Annotated in this window: 13 protein-coding genes; 12 read left to right on the forward strand and 1 reads right to left on the reverse strand. The window is 74.0% G+C overall.

Annotated features, from left to right (window positions below):
• Positions 1-42: 42 nt before the first annotated feature.
• The 11 genes from AXF14_RS09305 to rplT all read left to right on the forward strand — a co-directional run bounded on the left by AXF14_RS09305 (position 43) and on the right by rplT (position 11,122).
• On the forward strand, positions 43-2,031 hold the full coding sequence (locus tag AXF14_RS09305; protein WP_067942753.1) for a cation:proton antiporter: 1,989 nt from the start codon (positions 43-45) through the stop codon (positions 2,029-2,031).
• Between the two features lie 42 nt (positions 2,032-2,073).
• Positions 2,074-4,065 carry a cation:proton antiporter gene (locus AXF14_RS09310; RefSeq protein WP_067942755.1) on the forward strand — a complete coding sequence of 664 codons (1,992 nt, stop codon included), beginning with the start codon at positions 2,074-2,076 and terminating at the stop codon, positions 4,063-4,065.
• A gap of 134 nt (positions 4,066-4,199) precedes the next feature.
• Positions 4,200-5,345 carry a histidinol-phosphate transaminase gene (locus AXF14_RS09315; protein WP_067942757.1) on the forward strand — a complete coding sequence of 382 codons (1,146 nt, stop codon included), beginning with the start codon at positions 4,200-4,202 and terminating at the stop codon, positions 5,343-5,345.
• On the forward strand, positions 5,342-5,941 hold the full coding sequence (gene hisB / locus AXF14_RS09320) for an imidazoleglycerol-phosphate dehydratase HisB (RefSeq protein WP_067942759.1): 600 nt from the start codon (positions 5,342-5,344) through the stop codon (positions 5,939-5,941). Before AXF14_RS09315 ends, hisB begins: the two co-directional genes overlap by 4 nt.
• A complete protein-coding gene (locus AXF14_RS09325; protein ID WP_067944277.1) occupies positions 5,941-6,915 on the forward strand; it encodes a hypothetical protein in 975 nt (324 codons plus the stop codon). The genes hisB and AXF14_RS09325 overlap by 1 nt, the downstream gene beginning before the upstream one ends.
• 179 nt (positions 6,916-7,094) lie before the next feature.
• A complete protein-coding gene (hisH, locus tag AXF14_RS09330) occupies positions 7,095-7,763 on the forward strand; it encodes an imidazole glycerol phosphate synthase subunit HisH (protein WP_067942761.1) in 669 nt (222 codons plus the stop codon).
• A 66-nt stretch (positions 7,764-7,829) separates the two neighbouring features.
• A complete protein-coding gene (gene priA / locus AXF14_RS09335) occupies positions 7,830-8,582 on the forward strand; it encodes a bifunctional 1-(5-phosphoribosyl)-5-((5-phosphoribosylamino)methylideneamino)imidazole-4-carboxamide isomerase/phosphoribosylanthranilate isomerase PriA (RefSeq protein ID WP_067942763.1) in 753 nt (250 codons plus the stop codon).
• A gap of 116 nt (positions 8,583-8,698) precedes the next feature.
• On the forward strand, positions 8,699-9,457 hold the full coding sequence (locus AXF14_RS09340; RefSeq protein ID WP_067944280.1) for an SseB family protein: 759 nt from the start codon (positions 8,699-8,701) through the stop codon (positions 9,455-9,457).
• Between the two features lie 347 nt (positions 9,458-9,804).
• Positions 9,805-10,431 carry a translation initiation factor IF-3 gene (gene infC, locus AXF14_RS09345; protein WP_257721794.1) on the forward strand — a complete coding sequence of 209 codons (627 nt, stop codon included), beginning with the start codon at positions 9,805-9,807 and terminating at the stop codon, positions 10,429-10,431.
• 87 nt (positions 10,432-10,518) lie between these two features.
• A complete protein-coding gene (gene rpmI / locus AXF14_RS09350) occupies positions 10,519-10,713 on the forward strand; it encodes a 50S ribosomal protein L35 (protein ID WP_067942767.1) in 195 nt (64 codons plus the stop codon).
• Between the two features lie 28 nt (positions 10,714-10,741).
• Positions 10,742-11,122, forward strand: a complete 381-nt coding sequence (rplT, locus tag AXF14_RS09355) for a 50S ribosomal protein L20 (RefSeq protein ID WP_067942770.1) — start codon at positions 10,742-10,744, stop codon at positions 11,120-11,122.
• A gap of 114 nt (positions 11,123-11,236) precedes the next feature.
• On the opposite strand, the gene AXF14_RS09360 is transcribed toward rplT, so the two are convergent.
• Entirely contained in the window at positions 11,237-12,364 is a 1,128-nt protein-coding gene (locus tag AXF14_RS09360) for a PD-(D/E)XK nuclease family protein (RefSeq protein ID WP_150118465.1), read from the reverse strand.
• Between the two features lie 236 nt (positions 12,365-12,600).
• Between AXF14_RS09360 and AXF14_RS09365 the strand changes: the two genes are divergently transcribed.
• Positions 12,601-13,434 (forward strand): TrmH family RNA methyltransferase, encoded by an 834-nt coding sequence (locus AXF14_RS09365; RefSeq protein WP_067944282.1) that lies wholly within the window; start codon positions 12,601-12,603, stop codon positions 13,432-13,434.
• Positions 13,435-13,503: the final 69 nt, after the last annotated feature.

The following is a 13,503-nucleotide window of genomic DNA, read 5'->3' on the forward strand; positions in this document are numbered from 1 at the left end:
CACCGACGCCACCCGCGCCGTCGCACTGGCTAACCTGGACGCGTGGAGACCCTCGTCATCGCGGTGCTCGGCCTGCTCGTCATCGCCGCCTGCAACCAGCTCGCGCCCAAGGTCGGCGTCGCCTCGCCGCTCATCCTCCTGGCGGTCGGCGTCCTCGTCGGCTTCCTGCCCTGGGTCGGCACCGTCGACGTCGACCCCGACATCATCCTCGAGGTCCTCCTTCCGCCCCTCCTCTTCGGCGCCGCCGTCGGCATGCCCGTCATGGACTTCCGACGCGAGCTGCGCAGCGTCGCCGGCCTCGCCATCGGCCTCGTCGTCGTCTCCGCCCTCGCCATCGGCTTCGTCGTCCACGCCCTCGTCCCGGTGGTCTCCCTCGCGTGGGCGATCGCGCTCGGCGCCGTGCTCAGCCCCACCGACGCCGTCGCCGTCTCCATCGCTCGCGGGGCCGGCGTCAATCACCGCATCATCACGATCCTCGAGGGCGAGGGACTCTTCAACGACGCGACCGCGCTCGTGCTCCTCTCCGCCGCCGTCTCGGCCGGACAGGCCGGGGGAGAGGGGGTCACCGCCTGGGGCGTGGCCGGGGAGTTCGTCCTCGCCCTCGGCGTCGCCGTCGTCATCGGCCTCGTCGTCGGCGAGCTCGGTGTCCGCGTGCGCGGCCGCATCACCGACCCCGCCGCGGACACCGTCTTCTCCTTCGTCATGCCCTTCCTCGCCTCGGTGCCCGCGGAGCACCTCGGCGGGTCCGGCCTCGTCGCCGCGGTCGTCGCCGGGCTCGTCGTCTCGCGCCGCCGCGTCTCCGTCATGGGCGCCCAGAACCGGCGCTTCGCCCAGCAGAACTGGAAGACCGTCGAGCTCGTCCTCGAGGGCGGCATCTTCCTGTTCATGGGGCTGCAGGCCTACGGGATCTACCACGAGGTCGACGTCCTGCCCGACGGGCCCGGCGTCGGCCGCGCCGTCCTCGTCTCCGTCGTCGCCGGGGCGCTCACCGTCCTCGTGCGGGCCCTCTTCGTCGCGCCCCTGCTGGCCTGGCTGGCCTCGGCCCGACGCCGCAACGCGCGCCGCGTCTCTCAGGGAACCGAGCGCCTCACCCAGTTCGAGGAGCGCCTCTCCCACGCCTGCGACGTCGACGACGAGATGCTCGCCGCCCGCAACCTCACCCAGGCCGACTGGGAGCGCGCCCTGGACCGCTGGCGCCACCGCCTCGACCGCAGCCACCGCAAGCACGCCCGCGTCTCCAACGACCTCGCCTACTGGACCCAGACCCCGCTCGGCCCCCGCGAGGGCGCGGTCATCGTCTGGGCCGGGATGCGCGGAGCCGTGACCCTCGCCGCCGCCCAGACCCTCCCGCTCACGGCGCCGATGCGGCCCCTCCTCCTGCTCGTCGCCCTGCTCGTGGCCGGCGGCTCCCTCGTCATCCAGGGCCTCACGCTCATCCCGCTCATCGCCCGGGTGAAGCCGCAGACCGCCGACCCGGCCGAGGAGGTCGCGGAGCAGAAGCGCCTCCTCAAGCTCCTCGGCCACGCCGTCAAGGACACCGCGCTGGCCCGCGCGATGCAGGAGCAGTACGAGGCCGGCAACACCGCCACGCGCGACGCCGGCCGCTCCCTCTCGCTCATCGGCCGCACCGGCATGGCGCAGCAGCGGGCGCGGCGCAGCGGGGCCGACGACGCCGCCGTCCAGGAGCCGCTCGCCCTGACGGCCGGTCCCATCAGAACGGCCCCGGTCGACGACCGTCCTGCCGTCGCCGCCGGGGACGCCTCAGGCGCCGATGCCGCCCCTGCCCCGGTCCTCTCCGCCGACCCGTCGGTCGAGGACGACCGCGTCATCGGCGCCGACGAGCTCGAGCAGGCCGAGCAGTCCATCGAGCCCCTGACCCGTGAGCAGGTCCGCGACCTCGCCATCGAGGCGATCCACACGCAGCGCGACGCCCTCGTCGAGGCCCGCGACGAGGGACTCTTCCACTCCTCGACCCTCGAGCTCGCCCTCGAGCGCCTCGACGCCGAGGAGATCATGCTGTCGGGGCACTGAGCCCACCTCGCGCCCCGGCACCGGCGCGCCTAGGGTGAGCGGGTGCAGACCCTCGTCTTCGCGGTCGCCGGGATCCTGGCCGTCGTCGCCTCGAACCAGCTCGCGCCGTGCGTCGGCGTCGCCTCGCCGCTCCTCCTCCTGGCCCTCGGGATCGCCGCCGGCCTCACCCCGTGGGGGAGCGGTCTCACGGTCGACCCCGAGGTCATCCTCGAGGTCGTCCTTCCGGCGCTCCTCTTCTCCACCGCAGCCTCGCTGCCCGTCATGGACTTCCGGCGGGAGGTCGTCGCCGTATCAGGGCTCGCGATCGGCCTCGTCCTGGCCACCGCCGTCCTCCTCGGCCTCGTCCTCGACGCCCTCGTCCCCGCCCTCACCCTGCCGTGGGCGATCGCGCTCGCGGCCGTCATCAGCCCCACCGACGCCGTCGCGGTCTCGATCGCGCGGGGCTCGGGCGTCGGCCGCCGCGTCATCACGGTCCTCGAGGGCGAGGGCCTGTTCAACGACGCCACCGCGCTCGTGCTCCTCTCCAGCGCGACGACGGCGGGCCTCGCCCACGACGCCGGCGAGCTCAGCCCCGCGAGCCTCCTGCCCGACTTCCTCCTCGCGCTGCTCGTCGCCGTCGTCATCGGCTGGGCCGTCGGGGAGCTCGCCGTCCGCGCCCGCTCCCGCGTCCTGCGCGCCCCGATGGACACGGCCCTGACCTTCACCGTCCCCTTCCTCGCCTCCGTGCCCGCCGAGCACCTCGGCGGATCGGGGCTCGTGGCCGCGGTCGTCGCAGGCCTCGTCATGTCCTACCGGGGGCCGCGGCTCCTCCCGCCCTCCTACCGGCAGGCCGGGGACCGCAACTGGCAGACGATCGAGCTCCTGCTGGAGGGCCTCGTCTTCCTCACCATGGGCGTCCAGGCCCACGGGATCCTCATCGAGGTCGAGCACGAAGGGCTCGGGGCGGGCACGGCCGCGCTCGTCGCCGTGGTCGCCGCCGTCGTCACCATCGCCGTGCGGGCGGTCTTCGTCGCGGGCCTCATCCCCGGGCTCCGCCTCGTCGGCCGCGGACGCCGGCGCCGTCACGCGGTCCACGCCGACTCCGTCGCCCGGATGGAGGAGCGGCTGGCGGCGCTCTCCTCCGACGCCCCGGAGGACGCCGAGGGCGCTGAGGGCGCCGACGGCGGCGAGGCTCCCGAGGAACCCGCCGCCCCGACAGACGGGGAGGAGCCCGCGCCCGCGCACGCCGCCACGGAGCCGGCCGGTGCGACCGGCACGGATCCGCTGGGACGGGACCTGCGCCGCGAGCGGCGCCGCAAGCGCAGGCTGGGCGCCGACCTGGAGTACTTCCGCAACGAGCCGCTGCGGTGGCGCGAGGGCACCGTCATCGTCTGGGCGGGCATGAGGGGCGCCATCACCCTGGCCGCCGCGCAGACCCTCCCGACCGCGACGCCGGAGCGCCCCTTCCTCATGCTGGTCGCCCTCGTCGTCGCCGCGGGCTCGCTCACCCTCCAGGGGCTCACGCTCCCGTGGGTCATCGCCCGCGTGCGCCCCGCCATGGCGTCGTCGGAGACGGACCGCGAGGAGCGCGACCGGCTCGTGCGCCTGCTCGCCTCCGCCGCCAAGTCGACGGCGCTGTCCGACGCCATCGCCGAGCACGCCTCCGACGAGGACGGCCCGCAGCGCGTCACGGGCGTCATGACCGGCTGGTCCACCGTCGGGCGCGTCCTGCACCACCACCACGGGGTCGGGGACCCCGCCGAGGCGGCTGAGGCGACCCTCGCGGAACCGGGATCCTCGGGCCACGACGCCGCCGCCGAGCAGACGGTCGACGAGGAGCTGGAGGCCGATCGCGAGGCCGCGCGCTCCGGGTCCGGGAAGGCGGCCGGAGCCCTCGACGCCGCACACGTGCGCGAGCTCGCGATCGACGCGATCCGGGAGCAGCGCGACGCGATCCTCGACGCCCGCGACGAGGGCGTGTTCTCCTCGGACACGCTCGCCTACGCCCTGGCGCGCCTCGACGCCGAGCAGATCATGCTCGAGACGCACCGCTGAGCGGGGCGGCCGCCGGCACCCGGAACGGCGCCCCTGGCCGGCGTGGCGTCCCGGCGGCTCGACGGGCCACGGACGGGCCGCCAGCACCCGGACCGGCGCCCGCCGCGTGCACCGCCGCCCGTAGACTCCCGGCCGTGAGCACCCTTCCTCTGCGACCCGGGCTCGAGGGCGAGACGCCCTACGGCGCCCCCGAGCTCGACGTCCCCGTCCGCCTCAACGTCAACGAGAACCCCTACGCGCCCTCCGAGGCCGTCGTCGCCTCGATCCGCGACGCCGTCGCCCAGGCCGCCACCGGCCTCAACCGCTACCCGGACCGCGACTTCCCGGCCCTGCGGGCCGCGCTCGCGGACTACCTCGACGTCGAGTCCGGCGTGCGCGTCGCCCCCGAGCAGGTCTGGGCCGCCAACGGCTCCAACGAGGTCATGCTCCACGTGCTCCAGGCCTTCGGCGGCCCCGGGCGCACCTGCCTCACCTTCACGCCCACGTACTCGATGTATTCCGAGTACGCGCGCGACACCCTCACCGAGTACGTCACCGAGCGGCGCGCCGTCGACTTCACCCTCGACCTCGACGTCGTCCGCGAGGCCATCGCCCGCACCCGCCCCGCCGTCATCATCCTCGCCAGCCCCAACAACCCCACGGGCACGGCGCTCCCGCTCGACGACGTCCGCGCCGTCCTCGACGCCGCCCGCGGCACCGGCCCGCTCGCGGCCGACGGCGCCCGCACCGACGCCGTCGTCGTGATAGACGAGGCCTACGGGGAGTTCCGCCGCCCCGGCGTCCCCAGCGCCCTCGAGCTCCTCTCCGACAACCCCCACCTGGCCGTCTCGCGCACGATGAGCAAGGCCTTCGGCATGGCCGGCCTGCGGCTGGGCTACCTGGCGGCGTCGCGCGAGCTCGTCGACTGCCTGCGCGTCGTCCGCCTGCCCTACCACCTCTCCGCCGTCACCCAGGCCGCGGCCCTGGCGGCTCTCTCGCATCGCGAGGAGCTCATGAGCCAGGTCGCCTCCCTGCGCGGCGAGCGCGACGACCTCGTCACCTGGCTGCGCGAGCAGGGCTGGAACGCCCACGAGTCCGACTCCAACTTCGTCCTCTTCGGACCCTTCGAGGACCGCGACGCCGTCTTCAAGGCACTCCTCGAGCGCGGCGTCCTCATCCGCGTCGTGGGCCCGGACGGGTACCTTCGGGTCTGCATCGGCACGCCCGAGGAGATGGGGGCCTTCCGCACCGCCCTCACGGCCGTCGCCGGCGCCCCCAGCAGCGAGGAGAGGAACGCATGAGCCGCACCGCCCGCATCGAGCGGACCACGAGCGAGTCCAGCGTCGTCGTCGAGATCGACCTCGACGGCACCGGCAGGACGGACATCGAGACGACCGTCCCCTTCTACAACCACATGCTCACGGCCCTGGGCAAGCACTCGCTCATCGACCTCACCGTGCGTGCCAGCGGTGACACGGACATCGACGTCCACCACACCGTGGAGGACACCGCCATCTGCATCGGCGAGGCCCTCAAGGAGGCCCTGGGGGACAAGCGCGGCATCCGCCGCTTCGGCGACGCCACCGTCCCGCTCGACGAGGCCCTCGCGCAGGCGGTCGTCGACGTCTCCGGCCGCCCGTACCTGGTCCACGACGGCGAGTCCGAGGCCTTCGTCCACCACCTCATCGGCGGGCACTTCACCGGCTCGATGGTGCGCCACGTCCTCGAGGCCATCGCCTACCACGCCGGCATCTGCCTCCACGTCCGCGTCATCTCCGGCCGGGACCCGCACCACGTTGCCGAGGCCGAGTTCAAGGCCCTCGCCCGCGCCCTGCGCGCCGCCGTCGAGCCCGACCCGCGCGTCGACGGCATCCCGTCCACGAAGGGATCCCTGTGATGCACGACGGGAACGGAGCGGGACCCACGGGCGCCGACGGCGCGGAGGAGCCCGAGGAGAACCAGGGCGGCCACGACATCGACGCCGAGTTCGCCGCCATGATGGAGGGCCTCGAGCTCCCCGCTGAGATGCAGGCCGACCTCGCCGCGCTCGACGAGGCGCAGCCCTCCGACGGCGCCGACCGCGACCGCGCGGACGAGGGCGCCGAGGACACGGACGCCGCGGACGACCCCGAGCCCAAGGAGACCGGCGGCGCCGTCCACACGGTCTCCGCCGACGACGTCCCGCACAACACCTACCGCGCGCCGGGGGAGGAGCGCGGCTCCGGCCTGAGCGCCGAGCAGGAGGCCGAGATCGCGGCCCTCGCGGCCGCCCTCGACGCCGCGCCCACCGCGAGCGAGGACGCCGACGGCGAGTCCGGCACGGCGACCGACCCGACGGCCGGCGCCAAGGCCGTCAAGGTCGCCGTCGTCCTCACCCCGCTCGCCTCCGCCGACGCCCTGGCGGCCCTGTGCGCGATGAGCGAGCTCGAGTGCGTCGTCGTCCCCGCCCGTTCGGGCGCCTTCGCCGTCAAGGAGTTCGTCTCCGCCCACGCCGAGTGGGACGTCACCGAGCTCCTCGGCGGCGAGGACTCCGAGCCGGCCGAGGCCGCCGAGCTCGCGAGCTCCCTGTCCCGCCTCTCACGGGCCGGCGTCGTGCTCCTCACCGCGGACCTCGCCACCGACGTCGGCATCGAGTCCGGCCTGTCCGGCACGATCACGGCCCGCCGCTACCAGAACACCGAGGCGGGGGAGGAGGCCTCCGCCGGCCTCATCCTCGCCGCGGTCGACCAGGTCGTCGAGGACGTCCTCCTCGGCGTCACCCGTGCCGAGGAGGCCCCCGGCGCCATCCGCACGCAGGACGTCAAGCCCGGTCGCGCCATGCGCCTGTTCGGGCGCGGCCTGCGCCGCCCCAAGGGCGGTTCCGAGGACTGACGCCCGAGCGCCGCCCTGTCCTCCGCCGCCGAACGCGTCCCTTCCGACTCCAGGTCCGTGGTGCGGGCGCCGCGCTCGACGCGAAAGGCACGCGCTCGGCGCGCACGTGCGCCGCAGGGGCGCGCCCGGGTCGCGGACCGTCACGGTTCCGTGTCGCACCCCGGCGGTAGGCTGCCCGCATGAGTCAGCCACGCGTCGTCGTCCTGGGCTACGGATCCGGCAACGTCCGCTCGGCGGTGCGCGCCCTCGAGCGCGTCGGCGCCGAGGTCGAGCTCACGGCAGACGCCGCCGCCGTCGAGGCCGCCGACGGCCTCGTCGTCCCCGGCGTCGGCGCCTTCGGAGCCGTCATGGACCAGCTCCGCGCCGTCGACGCCCCCCGCCTCATCGAGCGCCGCCTCGCCGGTGGCCGACCGGTCCTCGGCATCTGCGTCGGCATGCAGGTCATGTTCGAGGACTCCACCGAGTACGCCGAGGACTCGGGCGCCGAGGCGGCCGAGGGCTCCCGCGTCCCGGGCCTCGGCGAGTGGGCCGGCACCGTCTCCCGCCTCGAGGCCGACGTCGTCCCGCACATGGGCTGGTCCGAGGTCCGTCCGCCGGCCGGCTCCGCCCTGTTCGACGGCGTCGAGTCCGAGCGCTTCTACTTCGTCCACTCCTACGCCGCCAAGACGGACCCGGCCGCGGGCCTGGCCCAGTCCGCCACCCGCCTGCCCCAGGCCACGTGGGCCACGCACGGCGAGGACTTCGTCGCCGCCGTCGAGAACGGCCCGCTCTCGGCCACGCAGTTCCACCCGGAGAAGTCCGGCGACGCCGGCGCGCAGCTCCTTCGCAACTGGCTCGCCACCCTCTGAGCCAGCGCCGTCCCCCCCCAGCCCATCGCGCCCGGCGCCCGCCGGGAACCGACCGAAGGACACCCCATGCTCACGCTTTTGCCCGCCGTCGACGTCGCCGACGGCAAGGCCGTCCGCCTCCTCCAGGGCGAGGCCGGCTCCGAGACGGACTACGGCAGCCCCGTCGACGCCGCCCGCGACTGGGTGGAGGCGGGCGCCGAGTGGATCCACCTCGTCGACCTCGACGCCGCCTTCGGCCGCGGCTCCAACGCCGCCCTGCTGTCACGGATCGTCGGCGAGGTCGGCATCAAGGTCGAGCTCTCCGGCGGCATCCGCGACGACGCCTCCCTCGAGCGGGCCCTCGCCGCCGGCGCGGCGCGCGTCAACATCGGCACCGCCGCCCTGGAGGACCCCGACTGGACCGAGCGCGTCATCCGCGAGCACGGGGACAGGGTCGCCGTCGGCCTCGACGTGCGCGGCACGACGCTCGCCGCCCGCGGCTGGACCAAGGAGGGCGGCGACCTCTGGGAGACCCTCGACCGCCTCAACGCGGCCGGCTGCTCCCGTTACGTCGTCACCGACGTCACCAAGGACGGCACCCTCGCCGGCCCCAACACCGAGCTGCTCCGCCAGGTCGCCTCACGCACCGACGCCCCGGTCGTCGCCTCCGGCGGCATCGCCCACCTCGCGGACATCGCGGCTCTCGCCGCGCTCGTGGACGAGGGCGTCGACTCCGCGATCGTCGGCAAGGCGCTCTACAACGGCAACTTCACGCTCCAGGACGCGCTGCGCGTCGCCCGCGGTGAGGAGCACCTGGCCGCCGACGGGCTGGCGCGCTGATGGTCGGGCAGGACGCACCCGTCCCCGGCGGGCTCGGGGCTGTGGCGGCCGACGCCGGCGCTGCGAACGCCGACGCCGACCCGCAGGTCCAGGCGGTCCTCGCCGCGCGCGCCAAGATGGCGCGGCTCCTCGCCGCCCCGACGCCCTTCGCCTCCGACGACGGCTCCGCCGACCCCGCCGTCACCGCCGCCCTCGAGGCCACCGGCCTCCCGCGCCACGAGTACCTCGACAGTCTGTGGTCGGCGCTCGCCTTCTCCCGCGTCATCGTGCCGGTGGCCGCCCACGCCGTCCACGGCGCCGGCGCCCCGGGCCAGGGTCCCGCCGTCGCCGAGCACGAGGTCGGCGGCGCCACCGTCCCCGCGCACGAGGTGCACACGGCCGACGCCGCCCAGGACGCCGCCACCCTCGCCGTCGACCTGCCCGACGGGCACGTCGCCCTGCCCGTCTTCACCTCCGCTGCCGCCATGAGCGCGTGGCGCGGCGACGTCCGCCCGGTCCCCGTCGAGCCCGCGCGCGCCGCCCGGGTCGCCGTCGAGCACACCGACCAGCTCTGGGTCCTCGACCCCGGCACCCGCGACCTGCGCCTGCCGCGCCCCGCCGTCGTCGCCCTCGCCGGGGGAGAGGACTGGGTTCCCTCATGGCGCAGCGAGGCCATCCAGGACGAGGTCACCGCCCAGCTCCTCGCCGTCGACCGCGTCACCGGCGTCGCCTTCGAGCCGGGGGAGAGCGCCGAGCTGCGCGTCTTCATCCGCATCGACGCCTCGGGCGGCATGCCCGCCGTCGCCGCGAGCCTCGAGACCTGCCAGCACGTCATGGTCAATCCGGCCTGGGGCGACCTCATCGACACCGTCGAGCTCTGCCCCGTCCCCGCCTGACCGGTGCGGGCGGTCGCGCTTCACGCCGCTCCCGACGACGTCGGCGTGGTCAGCCTCACGGGCCACGGCACCGTACGGGCCTGGGAGGATCCTGGACGACCTGGTAGCCTTCACAGCGACCGGCCGGAGTCCGTCTCCGGCACGCAAGCGGAGCAATCCCACCTGGGTTCCCCACGGGAACCGGGTCAGACGAGGAGAGATCCTCGTGGTCCCCGCGCCTCGGCGCTGCGGGACCGCGTCCCCATCGGACGCGTGACAGGGCCTTCGCGCGCGGTAAGCGGCGAGGGCCTTTCTCGTTGCTCGGTCATCGTCACCAGGAGTGAGGAACAGCCATCAGCGAGCCCCGTATCAACGAACGGATCCGCGTCCCCGAGGTGCGCCTCGTCGGCCCCAGCGGTGAGCAGGTCGGCGTCGTCCGCGTCGAGGACGCCCTGCGCCTGGCCGAGGAGGCCAACCTCGACCTCGTCGAGGTCGCGCCCGACGCACGCCCCCCGGTGTGCAAGCTCATGGACTACGGCAAGTTCAAGTACGAGTCGGCCATGAAGGCGCGCGACGCCCGGCGCAACCAGGCGAACACGCAGCTCAAGGAGATCCAGTTCCGGCCCAAGATCGACGAGCACGACTACGCGACCAAGATGGGTCACGTGAAGCGCTTCCTCGAGGGCGGGGACAAGGTCAAGTGCATCTGCCGCTTCCGCGGCCGTGAGCAGTCCCGACCGGAGCTCGGCGTCCGCCTGCTCCAGAAGGTCTCCGAGGAGGTCGCCGACCTCGCGACCATCGAGTCGCACCCCCGTCAGGACGGCCGCCAGATGGTCATGGTGCTCGCCCCCACGCGCAAGAAGGCGGAGGTCAAGTCCGACCAGCGCCGTCGTCGCGAGGAGGCCCGCGCCAACCGCCGCGCCGAGAAGCACGCCGCCAAGAACGCCAAGGCCGCCGCGCAGGCGGACCAGGCCCCGGCCCCCGAGCAGGCCTGACACAGACCACAGACCCACCCCAGCGGCAGACCGCCTGGGGTACGCAGCCGGCGGGCCACCGCCCACCGGCCGAGAAGAGGAAACACAATGCCGAAGAACAAGACGCACTCCGGTGCCAAGAAGCGCTTCCGGGTCACCGGCAGCGGCAAGATCATGCGCGAGCAGGCCAACAAGCGCCACCTCCTCGAGGTCAAGTCCTCGCGTCGCAAGCGTCGCCTGTCCCAGGACCAGGTCCTGGACCCGTCGAACGTCCGCGAGGTCAAGAAGCTGCTCGGCCGCTGACCGGCCCCACCACTGAAGGAGTCATCACATGGCACGTGTGAAGCGGGCTGTCAACGCCCAGAAGAAGCGTCGTACCGTTCTCGAGAAGGCCTCGGGCTACCGCGGCCAGCGCTCGCGTCTCTACCGCAAGGCCAAGGAGCAGGTCACCCACTCCGGCGTCTACGCGTTCCGCGACCGCCGCGCGAAGAAGGGCGACTTCCGTCGCCTGTGGATCCAGCGCATCAACGCCGCGGCGCGCGCTGAGGGCCTCACCTACAACCGGTTCATCCAGGGCCTCGGCCTCGCCGGTGTCGAGATCGACCGCAAGATGCTGGCCGAGCTGGCCGTCAACGAGCCGGCCGCCTTCAAGGCCCTCGTTGAGACCGCCAAGGCCGCCCTCCCCGAGGACGTCAACGCCCCCAAGGCCTGAGCCTCCGGTCCTCACCGGCCCCGCGCGAGCGGAGGCCGGCTGACCACCACCGACGGCGCCGCCTCCCACCCGGGAGGCGGCGCCGTCGTCGTGGCGGTGTCCGTCAGGACCGGCTCAGGCGCCCGGCTCGAGCGCGGCCACGACCTCGTCGGCCAGTGCCGAGAGCTCGCGGAGGAAGACGGTGATCTCGTCGAGCGTGGCCGACATCGGCAGCGCCTTAGTCCTCACGCCGTACTCGACGAACTGACCGTCGATGCGGTAGCCCTGGCCCGCGTGGCGCGGCAGGGTGCTCGATGCCCACAGGCGGTGGAGCTCCTCCATCTCGGACGGCGGACGCTTGTCGCCGGGCTTCGGCTTGCTCCCCGACCAGGCCATGGAAGAGGCCTCGAGCACCGGCCAGGCGCGCACGAGCGGCTCCCAGTCGAAGGGCTGCCGTGGATCGTCCGCTGTCAGGTCCTGCCGGATGGAGATGAGGGCCCGGAGCCCCTTGCCCCCGGTGATCTCGCCCTGCTCTGAGACCTGAGGCCGCATCGACCTACCCTTGGCGTCCTCCACCTCGACGTGGAGGAAGCTGCCCGGCCAGCTCGGCAGCGCCGTCGTGAGGCAGATGAGGGGCTTCGCGCTGGCGCTCGAGTCTCCGAGGTAGAAGTCGTGCCCGGGCTGCTGAAGGAGGTAGTCCGTCTTGACCTGGAGGTCGTGGAGCCCGTTCCGCGAGGGGACCACGAGCGAGTTCCACCGCGTGGAGCCGCTCAGCTGCTGCACCGCGGCGAGGTGTTCCGTCCAGGCGCGGGCCGTCATCCTGGCCCAGGCGTTGGTGCTTCTGGTGAAGGGGCCGATGATGGTGGGCCAGGTCATCTGCTCCCATCCCTTGGGAAGGTCCTTGTCGAGGTGCACGTGGGGCAGAGTCAGAACGATCTTGGCCGGCGCGCCGTGAGTGTCCGTGTACCGGAGCAGCTGCCGAGGTCCGAGACCCGAGAGCACCTTGCACTCGATGGCGAGCAGTGGGGCGCCGTCGTCGGCCGCCACGACCTTGAGGTCGATCCGGTCAAGACCGCCGCCCTCGCGGTTCGCGCTCACCTCCCGCACCACGCGGATCCCGGTCGCGCAGGCCTCCCTCGTGAGGAGACCGAGCTCGACCAAGGGGGAGGGATCCGCGGTGATCATCGTCGCGAGCACATCCGACCACCGATTCTCGTTCGAGTAGGGGATGAGAAGCGAGATGTCGACGCCGCTGTCTGTCATGTCCGCAGCGTACGCTCCGACCATAGGCGTCTCGGGGCCGAACGCGTTGCGACTCGGCCGCACCGCGTCGTGGTGGAACCGCAGCGGACGATCCTCGCCGACGCATCCTCCCGGCGGCCCTGCTCGGCCCCGCCCACCCCTGCCGTAGGCTGCCCCGCGTGAGCAAGCGCAAGGACCACTGGCACCCCGGCACCCCGATCGAGACCGAGGACGGAGCCCCCGTCGTCGGCACCTCCATGGGCTTCCTCGACAACCCGGGGGCCCAGCGCGTCAGCCGCGTCGCCGCCCTCGCCTCCCGCCGCGCCCGCACCAAGCACGGCCGCTTCCTCGTCGAGGGTCCCCAGGGCGTGCGCGAGGCCGTCGTCCACCAGCCCGCCCGTGTCCAGGACCTCTACCTCACCCAGGCCGCCCTCGAGCGCCACTCCGACGTGCTCGCCGCCGCCCAGGACGCTGGCGTCTACGTCCACCTCGTCACCGAGCAGGTGATGTCCGCGATGAGCACCGACGCCCAGGGCGTCCTCGCCGTCGTCGCCACCGCCGCGGGCGCCGACGCTGCCACGGGTGTCGAGGCCCTCACCGCGGTCCTCGAGCGGGGCGCCCGCCTCGTCGCCGTCCTCACCGAGACCCAGGACCCCGGCAACGCCGGCACCATCATCCGCGCCGCCGACGCCGCGGGCGCCGACGCCGTCGTCCTCGCCCGCGGCTCCGTCGACCCCACGAACCCCAAGGTCGTGCGCTCCACCGCTGGCAGCCTCTTCCACCTGCCCGTCGTCTCCGACCTCACCCTCGACGAGGCCGTCACCGCTCTCAAGGCCGCGGGGCTGTCCGTCCTGGCCGCCGACGGCGCGGGGGAGACCGGCCTGTACTCGCCGGCCGCCGACGAGCTCCTCGCCGCGCCGAGCGCCTGGCTGCTCGGCAACGAGGCCCGCGGCTTCGCCCCGGCCACCCTCGCCGCCGCCGACGCCGTCGTCTCCATCCCCGTCTACGGCGAGGCCGAGTCCCTCAACGTCGCCACCGCCGCCGCGATCTGCCTCTACGCCTCCGCCCGCGCCCATCACGCGGGGGAGTGACCCGAGAGACTGGCCCGTCCCGCAGCGCCTAGCGGGTCCGGGAGGTCGGGCGCCCGGACCCGAGGCGAC

It is taken from the genome of Actinomyces radicidentis, assembly GCF_001553565.1.
Taxonomy (GTDB): domain Bacteria; phylum Actinomycetota; class Actinomycetes; order Actinomycetales; family Actinomycetaceae; genus Actinomyces; species Actinomyces radicidentis.

Bases quoted from the DNA above. Each gene is read 5' to 3' on its own strand.
- AXF14_RS09325 (WP_067944277.1), top strand. From the start codon at position 5,941: ATGCACGACGGGAACGGAGCGGGACCCACGGGCGCCGACGGCGCGGAG.
- AXF14_RS09360 (WP_150118465.1), bottom strand. From the start codon at position 12,364: ATGACAGACAGCGGCGTCGACATCTCGCTTCTCATCCCCTACTCGAAC.
- priA (WP_067942763.1), top strand. From the start codon at position 7,830: ATGCTCACGCTTTTGCCCGCCGTCGACGTCGCCGACGGCAAGGCCGTC.
- hisH (WP_067942761.1), top strand. From the start codon at position 7,095: ATGAGTCAGCCACGCGTCGTCGTCCTGGGCTACGGATCCGGCAACGTC.
- rplT (WP_067942770.1), top strand. From the start codon at position 10,742: ATGGCACGTGTGAAGCGGGCTGTCAACGCCCAGAAGAAGCGTCGTACC.
- AXF14_RS09365 (WP_067944282.1), top strand. From the start codon at position 12,601: ATGGGCTTCCTCGACAACCCGGGGGCCCAGCGCGTCAGCCGCGTCGCC.
- hisB (WP_067942759.1), top strand. From the start codon at position 5,342: ATGAGCCGCACCGCCCGCATCGAGCGGACCACGAGCGAGTCCAGCGTC.
- rpmI (WP_067942767.1), top strand. From the start codon at position 10,519: ATGCCGAAGAACAAGACGCACTCCGGTGCCAAGAAGCGCTTCCGGGTC.
- AXF14_RS09340 (WP_067944280.1), top strand. From the start codon at position 8,699: ATGGCGCGGCTCCTCGCCGCCCCGACGCCCTTCGCCTCCGACGACGGC.